Annotated in this window: 12 protein-coding genes; 7 read left to right on the forward strand and 5 right to left on the reverse strand. The window is 45.9% G+C overall.

What is annotated here, in order from left to right; all coding sequences use genetic code 11:
* Positions 1–8 precede the first annotated feature (8 nt).
* The gene (locus tag AC4BAP_RS04165) at positions 9–1,508 is read right to left on the reverse strand and encodes a GH3 auxin-responsive promoter family protein (protein ID WP_490581363.1); all 1,500 of its coding nucleotides are present in this window, start codon (positions 1,506–1,508) and stop codon (positions 9–11) included.
* A gap of 406 nt (positions 1,509–1,914) precedes the next feature.
* On the opposite strand from AC4BAP_RS04165, the gene AC4BAP_RS04170 reads away from it, so the two are divergent.
* Complete coding sequence (locus AC4BAP_RS04170; RefSeq protein ID WP_490581364.1) at positions 1,915–2,301, forward strand: hypothetical protein; 387 nt, start codon at positions 1,915–1,917, stop codon at positions 2,299–2,301.
* Positions 2,302–2,685: 384 nt separating this feature from the next.
* Here AC4BAP_RS04170 and dnaA read toward each other — a convergent pair whose 3' ends face one another.
* The 3 genes from dnaA to AC4BAP_RS04185 form a co-directional block, all read right to left on the reverse strand.
* Positions 2,686–4,110, reverse strand: a complete 1,425-nt coding sequence (dnaA, locus tag AC4BAP_RS04175) for a chromosomal replication initiator protein DnaA (protein ID WP_490581365.1) — start codon at positions 4,108–4,110, stop codon at positions 2,686–2,688.
* A 107-nt stretch (positions 4,111–4,217) separates the two neighbouring features.
* Positions 4,218–5,150, reverse strand: a complete 933-nt coding sequence (locus AC4BAP_RS04180) for a bifunctional metallophosphatase/5'-nucleotidase (RefSeq protein WP_490581366.1) — start codon at positions 5,148–5,150, stop codon at positions 4,218–4,220.
* A 13-nt stretch (positions 5,151–5,163) separates the two neighbouring features.
* On the reverse strand, positions 5,164–5,919 hold the full coding sequence (locus AC4BAP_RS04185) for a 5'-nucleotidase C-terminal domain-containing protein (protein WP_490581367.1): 756 nt from the start codon (positions 5,917–5,919) through the stop codon (positions 5,164–5,166).
* A 174-nt stretch (positions 5,920–6,093) separates the two neighbouring features.
* Here AC4BAP_RS04185 and AC4BAP_RS04190 point away from each other — a divergent pair, with 174 nt between their 5' ends.
* The 3 genes from AC4BAP_RS04190 to AC4BAP_RS04200 all read left to right on the forward strand — a co-directional run bounded on the left by AC4BAP_RS04190 (position 6,094) and on the right by AC4BAP_RS04200 (position 9,806).
* On the forward strand, positions 6,094–7,476 hold the full coding sequence (locus AC4BAP_RS04190; RefSeq protein WP_490581368.1) for a T9SS type A sorting domain-containing protein: 1,383 nt from the start codon (positions 6,094–6,096) through the stop codon (positions 7,474–7,476).
* Between the two features lie 106 nt (positions 7,477–7,582).
* Positions 7,583–8,983, forward strand: a complete 1,401-nt coding sequence (locus AC4BAP_RS04195; RefSeq protein WP_490581369.1) for a T9SS type A sorting domain-containing protein — start codon at positions 7,583–7,585, stop codon at positions 8,981–8,983.
* Positions 8,984–9,020: 37 nt separating this feature from the next.
* The gene (locus AC4BAP_RS04200; RefSeq protein ID WP_490581370.1) at positions 9,021–9,806 is read left to right on the forward strand and encodes a hypothetical protein; all 786 of its coding nucleotides are present in this window, start codon (positions 9,021–9,023) and stop codon (positions 9,804–9,806) included.
* A 58-nt stretch (positions 9,807–9,864) separates the two neighbouring features.
* On the opposite strand, the gene AC4BAP_RS04205 is transcribed toward AC4BAP_RS04200, so the two are convergent.
* Positions 9,865–11,184, reverse strand: coding sequence for an amidohydrolase (locus AC4BAP_RS04205; RefSeq protein WP_490581371.1), 1,320 nt, complete (start codon positions 11,182–11,184; stop codon positions 9,865–9,867).
* 745 nt (positions 11,185–11,929) lie between these two features.
* Here AC4BAP_RS04205 and AC4BAP_RS04210 point away from each other — a divergent pair.
* The 3 genes from AC4BAP_RS04210 to AC4BAP_RS04220 all read left to right on the forward strand — a co-directional run bounded on the left by AC4BAP_RS04210 (position 11,930) and on the right by AC4BAP_RS04220 (position 14,670).
* On the forward strand, positions 11,930–12,310 hold the full coding sequence (locus AC4BAP_RS04210) for a YkvA family protein (protein WP_490581372.1): 381 nt from the start codon (positions 11,930–11,932) through the stop codon (positions 12,308–12,310).
* Positions 12,311–12,397: 87 nt separating this feature from the next.
* The gene (locus tag AC4BAP_RS04215) at positions 12,398–14,230 is read left to right on the forward strand and encodes a methylmalonyl-CoA mutase family protein (protein WP_490581373.1); all 1,833 of its coding nucleotides are present in this window, start codon (positions 12,398–12,400) and stop codon (positions 14,228–14,230) included.
* The gene (locus tag AC4BAP_RS04220) at positions 14,230–14,670 is read left to right on the forward strand and encodes a YybH family protein (RefSeq protein ID WP_490581374.1); all 441 of its coding nucleotides are present in this window, start codon (positions 14,230–14,232) and stop codon (positions 14,668–14,670) included. Before AC4BAP_RS04215 ends, AC4BAP_RS04220 begins: the two co-directional genes overlap by 1 nt.
* Positions 14,671–14,754: the final 84 nt, after the last annotated feature.

The following is a 14,754-nucleotide window of genomic DNA, read 5'->3' on the forward strand; positions in this document are numbered from 1 at the left end:
ATTTGTTATCATGAATTTGTAATCGTTAACAGTCCTTCGGCCAATTTACGGTCGTTGCTCAAACGCGGCACTTTGTTCTGGCCTCCAAGCTTACCCTGCGACTTCATGTAGTTCCTGAAAGTACCTCTTGGCAGCTGTGTCAGTTTTAATTTCTGAAGTATATTCCCGATTATCAAGTCGTTATAGTATGAGTTAAGCTTACAAAGCTGGTTGTCCAGTTCATCGGCAAAGGCTTCGGGGTTCAGGGGTGGTCTTGTAAATTCTACCATCCACTCGTGGTATGAGCTGCCCTGATCCTGGCTAACGAATGGCGCTACGGTAAACTCTGTCAACTCAACCTCCGGAAACATGCCTACGGTAGCGTTCATGGCCTTCTCCACTTCCTCACCGATCACATGCTCACCAAACGCAGAAATGAAATGCTTTATGCGGCCGCTTACTATAATTTTGTATGGCTTAACAGAAGTAAATTTCACGGTATCCCCGATAGAGTATGCCCAAAGGCCGGCATTGCTGCTGATAACCAGGGCGTAATTTACACCAACCTCCACTTCGCCAATAGTCAGGCGGGTAGGGTTATCGTCGAAGTACTCCGACACAGGTATAAACTCATAGAAGATGCCCGTATCCAGCAGCAGTAGCAGGCTGTTGTCTTTTTGCGAATTCTGGTAGGCGAAGAAACCCTCCGAGGCCGGAAATGTTTCGATCGAGTCCACCTCCTTGCCGATTGACTCGAACAGCTTTTTGCGGTACGGGTTAAAGTTTACTCCACCGTATACAAACAGACTGAAGTTCGGGAAAATGTCTTTTACCTTCTTACCCGTCTGCCGGATAAGCTTATCGAAGTACATCTGTACCCATGGCGGAATACCCGAGATCAGGGTCATGTCCTGGTCAATGGTTTCCTCAATGATCTCGTCCAGCTTTGTCTCCCAGTCCTCGATGCAGTTGGTTTGGTAGCTTGGCAACTGGTTGGTGCGCAGGTAACCGGGCACATGGTGGTTTACAATACCCGACAAGCGGCCTGTTTTTATTCCGGCAACCTCATCCAGCTCTGGGCTACCCGACAGGAAGATCATCTTTCCGTTCAGGAAAGACGCATTGCCTGTTTCCCGGATATAGGCCAACAGGGCATCCCGCGCACTGGTAATATGGTTTGAGATGGAGTCTTTTGTGATGGGGATATACTTGGTTCCAGAGGTAGTTCCGGATGTTTTAGCAAGATAAATAGGTTTGCCAGGCCAAAGCACATCTCTTTCGCCATCCTTCATTTTATAAAAGTATAAACTCAGCCCTTCGTAATCGCGAACAGGAACAGCCTTCACAAAATCAGCGTGCGTTTTAATATTGCTGAAACCATGGTCGCGGCCAAACTGGGTGTTCTGTGCTTTGCTTACGATCTTCTGAAAAACGGCTTGCTGTGCCTCCACCGGATTCTCGATCCAGCGCTGGTGCTTCTTGTGCACATAAGCAGCAAGTAGTTTACTCAACAATGCTTTTACACCCATACATTCTGCTTTTGTCTGCCGGTAAATATAGCCAGATTAACTAGCATTGCCATAACTTACACTATTTTAAGCTGCTCCGGAAGCTGATTTTAATTTATGGCGGAACAGCAGCTCCCGGAGCGCATCGTAAGCAATTAAACCTTTAGTAGGCGAAGGCAGTGCCGTAAACTTAACTATAGTGTGATGCTTTAGTTTACAGGTAACTTTAATTGAATAAATTATTATATTGCATCAGGTATGTTACAAGTTAACATCAAGTGTTTCACCAAATAATCAGAACATGGCCGTATCCGGTAGTAGTAATGCGCGATCATCATTGATTGTGCAGCTAAGCCCAACAAAAAGTGCTAAACTCTCTTTTACTGTACAAATCATACTTACAATTTTCTGGCTGGCCTGGTCCGTTATGATGATTGTAACCGATGAGGCTGCAGATGGCGCCAACTACCTGTACTATGTTTTCTTTGGTCTTGCCCTAAGCTTTTTTGTTTATGTGGTGCTGCAAAATACCTCTATCTTCGGGGTGCAGTCTTACATAGAGGTTACACAGCAGTATATTGTGCAGAAGTATGGCGTGTTCCGCACCAAGCATATAATTGCTATACCGGATATTGCAGCCGTGCACATGTCGCCGTATGCTTTGCGCATAACCTTAAAAGACAACTCCAAAGTATACATGGACCTGAAGCAGGTGCGAAAGAAACGCGACCTCGAAAAGATCAAGAATAAAATAAAGGAAATAGCAGCTGAAAGCGGCTTTGCATTATCAGAGTCTACGGCAAACCGGCCATAAGCTAACTCCAGCATGAAAAAAGAGCGGGGCTATACTTTGCAAAGTATAGCCCCGCTCTTTTTTATACTTCGGCTGATTTAGGTATTGTGCCATTGCTGATGCTTCCTCTTTATACATGAATCTTATTTTCTCTTACCTGTGCTTAATGCTCTTTCGGACTTCCAGGTCCGAAAGCATTCTGCCGGGGACTTCCTAGTCCCCATAGATCGGCCCCAACTGCGTGGACTAAGAAGTCCACAGCAGGTACAGTTCCGGACAGCGATGTAGTATAAGGCCAATGCAGCAGAAGATTAATCTGATTTTGACAGATATCCACCAACCGATAAAACAGAAGGGCCATACTTTCAGCAAGTATGGCCCTTCTGTTTTTATACTTTATACTTCTTAACCAGCTTTAGACTTGAACTTCTTCTGAAGCTCCTGAATGCTAGCTTTAAATTTCTTGTCTGTATCGATTAAATCGGATACTGTTTGCACCGAGTGGATTACCGTACTGTGGTCGCGGCCACCGAAATGGTAACCGATTGACTTGAGTGAGTGACTGGTAAACTCCTTGGCAAAGTACATGGCCACCTGGCGTGCCGTCACGATCTCCTTTTTGCGTGTTTTGGCTTTCAGAGAATCCAGGCTTACCTGGAAGTACTCGGCTACGGTTTTCTGGATGAAGTCGAGGTTAACCTCTGTCTCCACATCCTCGATGATATGCTTCAGGGCCTGCTTTGCAAGCTCCAGGTCAATTTCTTTGCGGTTAAGCGACGACTGCGCGATAAGCGAAATCAGTACGCCTTCCAGTTCACGCACGTTGGTATCCACGCTGTAGGCAAGGTACTCTACCACGTTATCCGGAATGTAAATGCCGTCGCCCTGCATCTTTTTCTGGATGATGGCCATACGCGTTTCGAAATCCGGGCTTTGCAGGTCGGCGGTCAAGCCCCACTTAAAGCGGGACAACAAACGCTCTTCCAGGCCTTTCAGGTCGCGTGGCGGACAGTCAGAAGTCATCACGATCTGCTTGCCGGACTGATGCAGGTGGTTAAAGATGTGGAAGAACATCTCCTGCGTTTTCTCCTTGCCGCTCAAGAACTGCACGTCGTCGATGATCAGCACATCCACGAGCAGGTAGAAGTTGGCGAAGTCCTGTACATTGTTCGTTTTAAGAGACTCGATGAACTGGTTCACGAATTTCTCGGAAGAAACGTAAAGCACAAACTTCTCTGGGTTGCTATTCTTGATCTGGTTACCGATGGCCTGCACCAGGTGCGTTTTGCCAAGTCCCACACCACCATAAACCATCAGGGGGTTAAAGGAAGTAGTACCGGGCTTGTTGGCTACAGCATAACCAGCAGAGCGTGCCAGGCGGTTACAGTCGCCCTCAATGTAATTCTCGAAAGTATAAGCAGGGTTTAGCTGCGAGTTCAGGAAGTTACGGTCAATCGTTTTCGACTCGAACGGGCTCTTGATAAAGCTTTGCTCCGGCTTATAAGAGTTTACAACTGCCTGCGGTATTTTTTTGGTTGGGATATTAACAGTTTGTGGCTTGTTCACCTCGTTGCCGCGGTCCACAATAATCGAATACTCCAACCTGCCCTCACTGCCCAGCTCCTGGTAAATGACTTTTTTAAGTAACTGCACATAGTGCTCCTCCAGCCACTCGTAAAAGAACTGGCTAGGCACTTGTATAGTAAGTACACTGTCGCGCAGCGATAATGGTTTAATTGGCTCAAACCAGGTCTTAAAGCTCTGTTCGCCAATGTTTTCCTTAATCACCTGCAGGCAGTTACTCCATACAGTCGTACAATCTTTAATCATCCAATTTTCCAAAACTTGCTAAGATTCGTTCGGTGAAACAAACCTCTCCTTTTATCGGCAGGGGGTTACAAATTTGCTTAAATATATGTAAACAAAAAATTATTTTTTCACGAAGTTGTTACAGGTATGTTTACCGGCAGCACAGCCGTTCTCACATCTGTCTTTTTCTTAGAATTTTTGTTAAATGTGAAGTCTATCCGGCCCAGGTAAATACCAGACCAACCTACCTGGTTCACAAGTGTTTCATGGCCACTGCTGTTGCGCACCAGCGTAGGCTCATCCAGGAAAGTATGGGTATGGCCACCAAGTATAAGGTCGATGCCGCTGACCTGGTTTGCCAGCTTTATATCATCTATCATAGCGTTATCATACTTGTAACCTAAATGTGAAAGGCACACCACAAGGTTACATTTTTGTTTATCACGCAGCTCCTGCACCATTTCCCTGGCCACAGCCACCGGATCGTTGTAAACCGTTTCGCCGTAGTTGTTTTTGCTAACCAAACCAGCCAGTTCTATACCCAGGCCAAACACGCCAATGCGCACACCCTGCTTCTCGAAGATCTTGTATGGTTCGAAGCGGTTTTTAAGTATGGTTTTAGAGAAATCGTAATTGGCAGAAACGAACGGAAAAGCAGCATGCGGCAGCATCTTCTCCAACCCCACCAATCCGTTGTCGAAGTCGTGGTTACCTAAGGTGGCTGCGTCATACTTCATCTCGCTCATCAGTTTATACTCCAGCTCACCGCCAAAAAAGTTAAAGTATGGCGTGCCCTGCCAGATGTCGCCGCTATCGAGCAACAGCACATTGGGTTCCTGCTTCCGTATCTGTTCTATCAGGGTTTTGCGGCGGGCCATGCCGCCCATGCCACCGTGCTTACGTCCATCATCCGGAATCGGGTCGATACGGGAGTGCTGGTCGTTGGTGTGCAAAATGGTAAGGTTTATACTTTGCGCTGCGGCAGCCGAAAATGGCACACCCAGCAAGCTTACACCAGCCGCCCCTACTGCTGTTGTTCTTAAAAAATCTCTTCTTTTCATGATGGTTTATACTTTAAGGGAGGGTGGTAACACGATTCTTTACTTCAGCGGTTACAGGCTTGCCTGCCGCCGTTAGTTGCCTGATCTGCTGCAGTATGGCATCACGCAACAGGATGCCCACTTTCTCATACTTTACAGGGTTTTTGAGCATGTTAAGCTTATCACCGCCACCAGCCAGGTAATCGGAGGTTACCAAAGTATAATTTTGGTTCGCATCCAGTGGCTTCCCGTTTATGTTGATGTCAGTGGCTTTGCCGTTTGCAACAGTGTAAGTGGAGTTGTTGATGAACACAAACTTGGCCTGTGCCGCATAATCGAACAGCTCTTTAACTTTTTCGCCGGATAGGGTAAGCACTACCAGTTCATTCTCGAAAGGCATCAGCTCAAATATGTTTCCAGTGGTTATATCGCCAGCGGGCAATGGCACGCGCAGGCCACCATCGGTAGTCAACGACATATCAATGGGTTTTCCGTACAGAGCCTGGCTTTGCGCAATCTGTAAATCTGTAACAAAATTGCCCAGCGGAGTTTCATAGTTTCCTTTGGTCAGGGCCTTTGGCGCAGTGCCCACCACCTCCGACATCTTCGTAACCACTTCCTGCCTGTAGGGTGCAATCTTCGCTTCCATCTGTGGGTCGGCGGTTATACTTTTATCAACCGGAACGTCAGTGTTGCTTAGCGCTGGAGAGGCTACAAAGGTACGCTGGCAGGCTCCTAAACTGAGTACCAACAGCAAGCCACCAATGTAGGAACGGGTGCTTTGTTTCATGTTTTTGTGTAAAGTATGGCTCTAATTTACCAGCCTTCTCAACAGCAAGCAAACCAAGTAAGTTCTTACACATTAAATGCACACAAAATCAGGTAAATAAATTTGCATAATTCATACACTAACCTATTACTTTTTAGAGTTAACATAGTATATTGTGTATAAACTTATTGACCTATGAAAACCAGACTTTTACTCCTCTTAGCGGTTACCATACTGCTTGCTTCAAACAATGTATTCGCCACACATATCAGTGGTGGATATATAAGCTACAAAGTGGATGCCCAGAACCCGCTGAAGTATGAATTTACGCTTACAATTTTTCAGAATGCGCCTTCTAACGCTGAAGAAATCTCGGTGCAAATAAGTATGGGGGACTTAAATCAAGTAACTGTAGCTAGAACCGAACGAATAGTTTACTCGCACTTATACCATATAATCAAGTTTAAATGGGAGCATACTTACCAACAGCCCGGCAATTATGTTGTTTCCTGGAAGGGCGTTAACAGAAATCCTAATATTTTAAATGTATCCCAGCCCTCAGATCAACTATCATTTTTTGTTTACACTCAGGTACAACCAAAACTTATTCCCTTAAACAGGTATAGTGTTAAAACAATTGTACCCGCGCCTTTAGAAGCTTTTACTGGAGAGCCTTTTAAAACGAACCTGATTGCCTACGATGCAGACGGAGACAAGCTTACCTATGAGTTGGTGGTACCGCAGCATGTCGATCAGAACTTCATACCCCAAAATCTTCCAGGCTACCAATTCCCGGTAGGGTTGCACATCAATAAATTTGGCGAATTGCATTGGCAAAATCCTTCAGTTAAGGGTGAATACACTATTGCTGTGAAAATAACAGAGTATAAAGAAAATCAGCCGATCGGCTTTGTAATTGTAGATATGCAATTACTCGTGAAAGACAGAGAAAACCAGCCTGTTGTGAAACTGCTAAACAAAGATCGGTTGACAATTAACTATGACGGCTCTGTATATGCAAAGCCTGAACAGCAACTGAAACTTGAGTTTTTTGTAGCAAAAGCGCCTAATAGTATAAATCCTGTATATGCAAAGCAGTTCAGCGACCTGGACACACTTGACCTGGCTACTCCCGAATTTGCAGCCAGAGACTCAGCAAACGGCCTGGCCGTAACCTTAAGGCTAACCCCAGCAATAAGTATAGCACGCAACCAGCCTTACATTATTGGTTTAAGAGGCGCATCCATGGACAACCAGGTTGGCTGGAGGTATGGCTGGGACTTTGTAAACTTATACATCGGAGCTCAGCAGCCTACATCTTCAGGGGATTTACCTGAACAGATCAAGCTGTATGTTTACCCTAACCCGGCGGCAGATAAGTTTAAGGTGGAAGGCGATAACCTGCACAATGCACAATTAAAAATATTCAACAGCAATGGTCAGCATGTGTTTAGCCATACTTTAAAGTCCGGCAACAATATAATCGCACGTCCTTCGCAAATACCTGCCGGCGTGTATGTGTACTATGTCTATAGCAATGGTAAGGCTATAAAAACTGGCAAACTGGTGCTGAAGTAACAGGCGATTTTAACATAGTATAAACTAAATATCAATCTATTTATTTAGCTTTAGACACTCATACCCATTAAAGTATGAAGGCAGAACTTATTTCTAAATAGTAGATATGAAAACAACTTTACTTTGTCTGACAGTTTTTTTCTTCCTTTTCATTTTTTCAACTGCTTCCGCAACACATATCAGAGGCGGATATATCACACACAAAGCTGATAAGGATAATCCTCTACGATACCACTTCGAACTACATGTGAATACAGACAGAGCTTCAAATGCCGATGATCCTTCAGTAACAATCAATTTTTCCGGAACTAATATTGCGCCGAACACCTCTATCGACGTTCCCAAATATTCATCTACGGTTGTAAATTTGGTAAATCAAATAGATTTGGAGATTTATAAATGGGATTATACTTTTCCTAATTCGGGTACTTTTAACATCAGCTGTACATTAATAAACCGCAATCCCAGTCTTTTAAATTTTGCTCCTCCATCAGACCAACTTACTTTTCATGTAAAGTCAACCTTGGAAATTTCTTCCGAAGCTAACCCCAATAATGGTGTCCGGTTTGATGCTCCTGCGGCAGCTTTTGCTTATGTTGGTAAACCTTTCAAACATAACTTAAGAGCTTATGAAACCGACGGAGATGAACTTGTTTATAAGTTTGTCACGCCTTTACATAAAAATGGTGGCATTGTCGCAAATGTACCTGGCTATACATTACCGAACGGGATATCAATTAACAAGTTTGGCGAGATAAATTGGGTATCACCTCAGGTTAAAGGAGAATATGTTTTCGCCGTTTTAGTAGAAGAGTATAAGGACAGTAAGTTAGTAGCTCAAACAACTTTCGATTTCCAACTCAAAGTGCAGGAAATTTATATCGAACCTAAAGCAATACTTGTTAATAAGGAACGCTATCAATTTACCACTGATGGAATGATTATAGCAAAGCCCAATGAGCGACTCAAACTGGAATTCTACGTTTCTGAGAAAAGTGGACAGATCCCTAAAACCCCTGAGTTATATAGCGAGCTCCAACTAGAGCACACCCGTGATTTTGGTTCCCAAATAATTTCACTACGTGACTCGTTAAGGGGAAAAGTTATAGAAGTTGTCATTACTCCAACAGCTGCCCATGCGCGAAAACAGCCTTATATAATCGGCACAAAATCAATTGTAACAGAGAATATGTCTGAACACTCAGCCTGGGATTTTGCATACGTGCAAATTGGTTCTCCCTTGCTTTCCACTTCAAAACAAAAAGAGGAAAATGATGTAGCTGTTTACCCTAACCCGGCATCCGACAAAATTTTTATTGAGGGAATTGAGCACAAAAACGCCGAACTGCAGTTATGGAATGTTATGGGGCAGCAAGTAGCCACAATACCCCTTACTCCCGGCAAAAATATGATTAAACGTCCATCGCACCTGGCGGCAGGCACATATACTTATCAGATCACAGGCAATGGCAAGAAAATAAAGGCTGGCAAATTATACTTGTATTAGCTAAATTAGTGTTACACCAACAATACCTAACACTAGCATGAAAAAAACTACAAAGTTATTTACCATTGCCGCTTTCACGGTTTTTAGCGTAACTGCCGCCAATGCCCAGCAGGTGATAAGCGGCAAAACGGCAAAGGCCATGCCCACCCACATTGGCCAAATGACCACTTACGTTGGAGAGGGATTCGGACAGCACAAGGCCATCTCACCAGACGATGTTGACTACTCAGCCAATGCGCCAATAGGTACAACCTTCCTGACGGACGACTGGAACAAAGGCACGCTTTTCTTTACACTTAACAGAAAGCTCGAAGAGCAGCAGTTTCAGTTTGACATTGAAATGAACCAGTTCCTGCTGAAAGGCGAGGAAGAGCTGAAAGAACTGTCTGATGCCCGTGTAGTGAATGGCGTCAACGTGATGGCCTTTGTGATGGACAATAAATTGGGCGGCAAGCGTGAGTTTTTAAACAGCCAGAACCACGGTTTTAAGGTAAACGGAGTACCCTTACTGGGTTTTGTTGAGGTAATAAAAGATGGCAAACTGGCCTTACTGAAAAAGTATAGAATTGAGGTTATAAAGGCTGGCTACAACGTTGCCCTGGACGTGGGCAGCAAGCAGGACAAAATCGTAAAGAAGGAAGTATACTACATAAAAAAGGCCGACAGCAAAGAACTGACAGAGGTTAGCAAGAACCAAAATAAAAACCTTGCTGCACTCGGCAACCACCAGGACAAAGTAAAAGCGTACATGAAGGAGAATAAGCTAAAATTCAAGCCCGGAAAAGATCTCCCTCAAATTATAGCATACTACAACTCTCTTTAAAGCGAGTTAAATGCAATAAAAAAGCGGAACTGTTGAGGTTCCGCTTTTTTTATGGCTTTTATTTCTTGCCCTTACTGCTCATGTAGTTCAGTGTAAGGTTTGTCAGGGTTTTCACGCCTAGTTTCATGCCGCTTTCATCTATAAAGAAATCCGGAGTATGATGGGCAGGAGCTGTGGCCGGGTCCTGGCCTTTGGGCATGCCGCCTACAAACAAGTATAAACCCGGGATCTTCTGTTGAAAGTATGAGAAATCTTCGGCGCCTGTCATGGCGTTCATCAATACAACCTTGTCCTTGCCGGCTACGGCTTGCAGCGTAGGAAGCATTTTAGCAGTTAAAGCTGGGTCATTGTACGTTAAAGCAGCAGCTTCTCTTATCTCTACCTCAGCAGTAGCACCAGCGCTTTCGGCGATCTTGGTTGCTGTGAGCTTAATTTTTTCGTGGATCTTTTTCTGCATATCCTTATCCAACGTACGGATAGTGCCTTCCATCTCCACTTCCTCCGGAATAATGTTGTTGCGCACGCCACCTTGTATCATGCCTACTGTAATCACAGCCCCATCTTTGGTAAGCTCTGTCTGGCGGCTGATGATTGTTTGCAAGCCGTAAATGATCTGCGACGACACCACGATCGGGTCTATACCATTCCAGGGGCTTGCGCCGTGTACCTGCTTGCCTTTCACTTTTATCTTGAACACATCCGCAGCAGCCATGATACCTCCCGGTCTATACTTCAGCGTGCCTACCTCTGTCTGTGAGTTGATGTGCAATCCGAAGATCACTTCTGGCTTTGGCCCTTTCTCCAGCACACCTTCTTTTACCATCAGCGAGGCGCCTCCCTCCTCTCCTGCCGGTGCACCTTCCTCTGCCGGCTGAAAGATAAATTTCACAGTGCCCGGTATCTCATTTTTCATACTTGCCAATACTTCGGCAGCACCCAGTAGCATGGCAATGTGCGTGTCGTGGCCACAGGCATGCATTACGCCTACCTCCTGCTTATTGTACTCACCTTTTGCTTTAGAGGCAAACGGCACGTCGGCGCGTTCCGTAACCGGCAGCGCGTCGATGTCGGCCCTGAGGGCAACCACTGGCCCTGGCTTGCCTCCTTTAAGTATACCTACCACCCCGGTTTTGGCGATTCCGGTTTCGACTTCTATGCCCAGCTTTTTCAGATCCTGGGCTATGCGTTTTGCCGTTTCTGTTTCGCGGTTGCTGAGTTCGGGGTTTTCGTGGTAGTAGCGGCGGCACTCAATAACTTTAGGCTCTATTTTGTCGGCCATGGCATTGGCTTTAGCAAGCAGCTTGCTTTCCTGCGCCACGGCAGGTGCTGCCAGCAAGCCCAAGCCCAAGGCTGTAAGTATGATATTATGCTTTTTCATGTCTGGTTTTACGGTGGAAGTATGAAGATAAGGACTTGGGGCTTAGTATGGAAGTGTGAGCGTGGATTATTTGTGGTAATGCTGTTCTTATTTCATTCTATTACTTGATGAAGCTTTTTGCTCGTTGCCAGCTTTTCGCCTCGCCGGCTGGCCCTTACTTTTCTCCTTGATGAGAAAAGTAAGCAAAAGAATCAAGACAATTTTGTTTGTCGAGGGCCCCTTCCCCCACTCGGTGAACGCTCAAACAAAAAATCGTCATTGGTGCACATGGTTAGGGTACTTTGCTTTGTAGGAGATATGTGAAATATGTTCCGCAAGTATGAAATTCATTAATACCGGGTCAAACCACCCCTTTATCCCCTCCTTATCTAAGGCGGGGAATTTCTGCAACTACTTATTTTATAATTGCTTGCAAATTACATCAGCCGTTTACCAAGAAGTGTCCATCCCAGCCTTTGGGTTGAGCGCCTTCTATTGTTGCGGTGCTGAGCTTGCTCAGCAGCCCGCAGCGGAGCGAGGAGCAGCTTCAATAGATAGCGCGATGCCCAAAGGCGAGGCCTCCCGGCCTTGAGGGAACCAAGGCCAGAGGTGAAACGATATGCAAGTAAGACTGAGGATTACAGTTAGCTAGATAAAAAGGCAGAATAACGTAAGCCTGCGTAACAGCTACAACAAAAGGCGAAAGTATAAAGTCGCTATTCCCTATCACCTTCTCCAAAACCCAAAATCTTCCGTACAAAAAACCATGCTTCGGAAATGGAAAGAAACTGTACGAAAACTGAAAGAGGACATCTATACTTTATACCTGGCCTCCCGAGACCCACGCATCCCGTTTATGGCAAAAGTAGTGCTGGTAATAACAGTGGCCTATGCCTTCAGCCCCATCGACCTGATCCCGGATTTTATACCCATACTCGGCTACCTCGACGACCTTCTTATACTTCCGCTTGGCATCTGGCTTTCCATCAAACTTGTGCCCGATGAGATCATTGCACTCTATCGCCAAAGGGCAAAAGAGCAGCTGATGGAACGAAAGCCAAATTACATAATGGCTGGCGTTATCGTTATTATCTGGTTGCTTATAGGCTATTGGTTCTACCAGGCATACATGGCCCGGATCAGTTAAAGCATAGCATTTTGCAGATATACAGCTGCAGCCTCTCTACAACCTTAAGCAGAAAAGTTTATCTTTACATCAAATTACAAAAACAGCATGATGACGGAAGAGCAGAAGCTATTTTCAGAATTTAATACGGCCAGCCTGGCTGACTGGGAGCATAAAGCACAGAAAGACCTTCGCGAAACGCCCCTCGAAAGCCTGACCTGGCACACCTACGAGAATATCGACGTAAAGCCATACTACGCCAAGGAGGAAATTGCCGGCCTGCCCTTTACAAAACATGAGCCGGGCCAGTTCCCGTACCTGCGTGGCCATAAAACCAGCGACAACAGCTGGCAGAACATACAGCAGATCGAGGCAAAGGGCAACGGAAGACATGACATAGAGAAGGCCGCAGATGCGTTGCAGCGAGGCGCGGATGGTGTACATTTTGTTGTCCACAACCCGGAGTTGTTTGACCTGGCTTATTTAGTCCGGAAGATAGACCTGACCAGCCAGACAGTATCCTATACTTTACAAGAGCAGCCCGATACGTTTCTGCAGCACCTGTACGACGAGCTGAAAAACTGTGGCCTGGCACATACTGATCTGAAAGGCTTTGTCAGCTTCGACCCGATCACGATAAAAAGCACCATTACCCATGAAGAGAAAAAAGCCATAATCCAGGTGCTGGAGCTTACCAAAAACAGCATGGGTTTGTATGGCATTACTGTAAACGGAACCAGCTTCAGTAATATCGGAGCCTCTATAACGCAAGAGGTTGCCTACACCCTGAGCGCTGCCGTGGCTTACATAGACAGGCTGACAGATGCCGGCGAACCCCTGGATTCGGTGTTGCGCAACATGCAGTTCCATGTAGCCTCGGGTACAAACTATTTCTTCGAGATTGCCAAGCTGCGTGCATTGCGCCTGTTGTGGGCAACTGTGGTTGAGGCATATGGGGCTGACCCGGAACTGGCTGCCAGCCTGCGTATCCATAGTTCAACTTCCAGCTGGTACCAAACCACCCTGGACCCATACGTGAACATGCTGCGCACCACCACCGAGGCCATGGCTGCGGTTATCTCTGGCTGCGACTCCTTAACGGTTACTCCTTTCGACAGCACTTTCAGGGCATCGGATGAGTTTTCGGAGCGCATTGCCCGCAACGTATCCATTATACTTAAAGAGGAAGCTTACCTGGATAAGGCCATTGACCCAGCGGCTGGCTCTTACTACCTGGAGTCGCTGACGAATGCACTGGCCCAAAAGGCCTGGAAATTATTTAAGGAGGTAGAAGAACGCGGCGGCTTTGAAGAGGCTTATAAGGAAGGATTTATACTTGGCACCATTACAGAGGTAAGCCGTCGGAAATTCCGCAATGTGGCCACTGGCCGTGATGTATTGGTGGGCACGAACAAGTATCCGAACCCGAAAGAGCAGCTGACCTTCGACCCTGAGGAACTGATACAAAGCCCGGATTTTGACACGACACGCGCCGCATACCCAACCGAGGTGATGCGCATGGCCACCGAACTGCACAAGCGTAAAATGCAGCGACGTCCGAGAGCGATAATCGCTGTTATCGGGGGGAGAGTACAGCGCCACGTGAACGCCAGCTTTGCCCAGGAATTCTTTACCTGCGCCGGCTTCGATACAGAAGTACAGCAGTATGCAACAGTTGAGGAAGCATCAGATAAACTGACAAATACAGACATCGAAGTGCTGGTTGTATCATCTTCGGAAACGGCTTATGTGCGTGAGTTTGGTCCGAGAATCCGTAACCACCATGCCAGGCCAACTGTTATACTTGCCGATAACCCGGAGCATATGAAAGATGAGATGCTCGATAATGGCTACGATGAGTTTATCTTCGAAGACTGCGATATGTCGGCTATCATGAATGTGATAAACAGGAAACTGCACGGCGAAGGCGATAAAGAGTAATGAAGCACATCATCATAAGTATACTAACTATGGCTCTGGCAACTGCACTTTCATCGTTTGTGACTCCTAAAAGTAAGGCAGAACAGGAGGTAGTAAAAGCGCTTGAAGGCCAGATAGCCGCCTGGAACAAAGGCGACCTGGAAACTGCCATGCGCTTTTACTGGAATTCTCCTGAAATGCTCTGGATCAGTAAGAACGGTACCGAAAAAGGCTATCAGGAAGTATACGACATGTTTTTGCAGGATTTTACTGACCGCAGCAAGATGGGCATTTATACTTACGAGCCGCTGCACCTGGAGCAAGTATCTAAAGAAGCTGTATACTTTGTTTTCCGCTGGAAGATAGAGTTGGATGGCAAGCGCCTGATGGGTGGCGTATCGTCACAGCTCTGGAAAAAGAAAGACGGCCGCTGGGTAATAACCTCAGAGCATGCGAGTTAGAATTGAATTGCTAAATGGTTGGATGGCTAAATTGTTGTTCTCCAAACCGCGCAATCAACTCTCAACAATTTAACAATTAAGCAA

It is taken from the genome of Pontibacter sp. GD7, from assembly GCF_058216375.1.

What these genes read in the sequence shown, in the direction of transcription:
- AC4BAP_RS04165 (WP_490581363.1), bottom strand. Translation starts at nt 1,508, where the DNA reads ATGGGTGTAAAAGCATTGTTGAGTAAACTACTTGCTGCTTATGTGCAC.
- AC4BAP_RS04170 (WP_490581364.1), top strand. Translation starts at nt 1,915, where the DNA reads ATGATGATTGTAACCGATGAGGCTGCAGATGGCGCCAACTACCTGTAC.
- dnaA (WP_490581365.1), bottom strand. Translation starts at nt 4,110, where the DNA reads ATGATTAAAGATTGTACGACTGTATGGAGTAACTGCCTGCAGGTGATT.
- AC4BAP_RS04180 (WP_490581366.1), bottom strand. Translation starts at nt 5,150, where the DNA reads ATGAAAAGAAGAGATTTTTTAAGAACAACAGCAGTAGGGGCGGCTGGT.
- AC4BAP_RS04185 (WP_490581367.1), bottom strand. Translation starts at nt 5,919, where the DNA reads ATGAAACAAAGCACCCGTTCCTACATTGGTGGCTTGCTGTTGGTACTC.
- AC4BAP_RS04190 (WP_490581368.1), top strand. Translation starts at nt 6,094, where the DNA reads ATGAAAACCAGACTTTTACTCCTCTTAGCGGTTACCATACTGCTTGCT.
- AC4BAP_RS04195 (WP_490581369.1), top strand. Translation starts at nt 7,583, where the DNA reads ATGAAAACAACTTTACTTTGTCTGACAGTTTTTTTCTTCCTTTTCATT.
- AC4BAP_RS04200 (WP_490581370.1), top strand. Translation starts at nt 9,021, where the DNA reads ATGAAAAAAACTACAAAGTTATTTACCATTGCCGCTTTCACGGTTTTT.
- AC4BAP_RS04205 (WP_490581371.1), bottom strand. Translation starts at nt 11,184, where the DNA reads ATGAAAAAGCATAATATCATACTTACAGCCTTGGGCTTGGGCTTGCTG.
- AC4BAP_RS04210 (WP_490581372.1), top strand. Translation starts at nt 11,930, where the DNA reads ATGCTTCGGAAATGGAAAGAAACTGTACGAAAACTGAAAGAGGACATC.
- AC4BAP_RS04215 (WP_490581373.1), top strand. Translation starts at nt 12,398, where the DNA reads ATGATGACGGAAGAGCAGAAGCTATTTTCAGAATTTAATACGGCCAGC.
- AC4BAP_RS04220 (WP_490581374.1), top strand. Translation starts at nt 14,230, where the DNA reads ATGAAGCACATCATCATAAGTATACTAACTATGGCTCTGGCAACTGCA.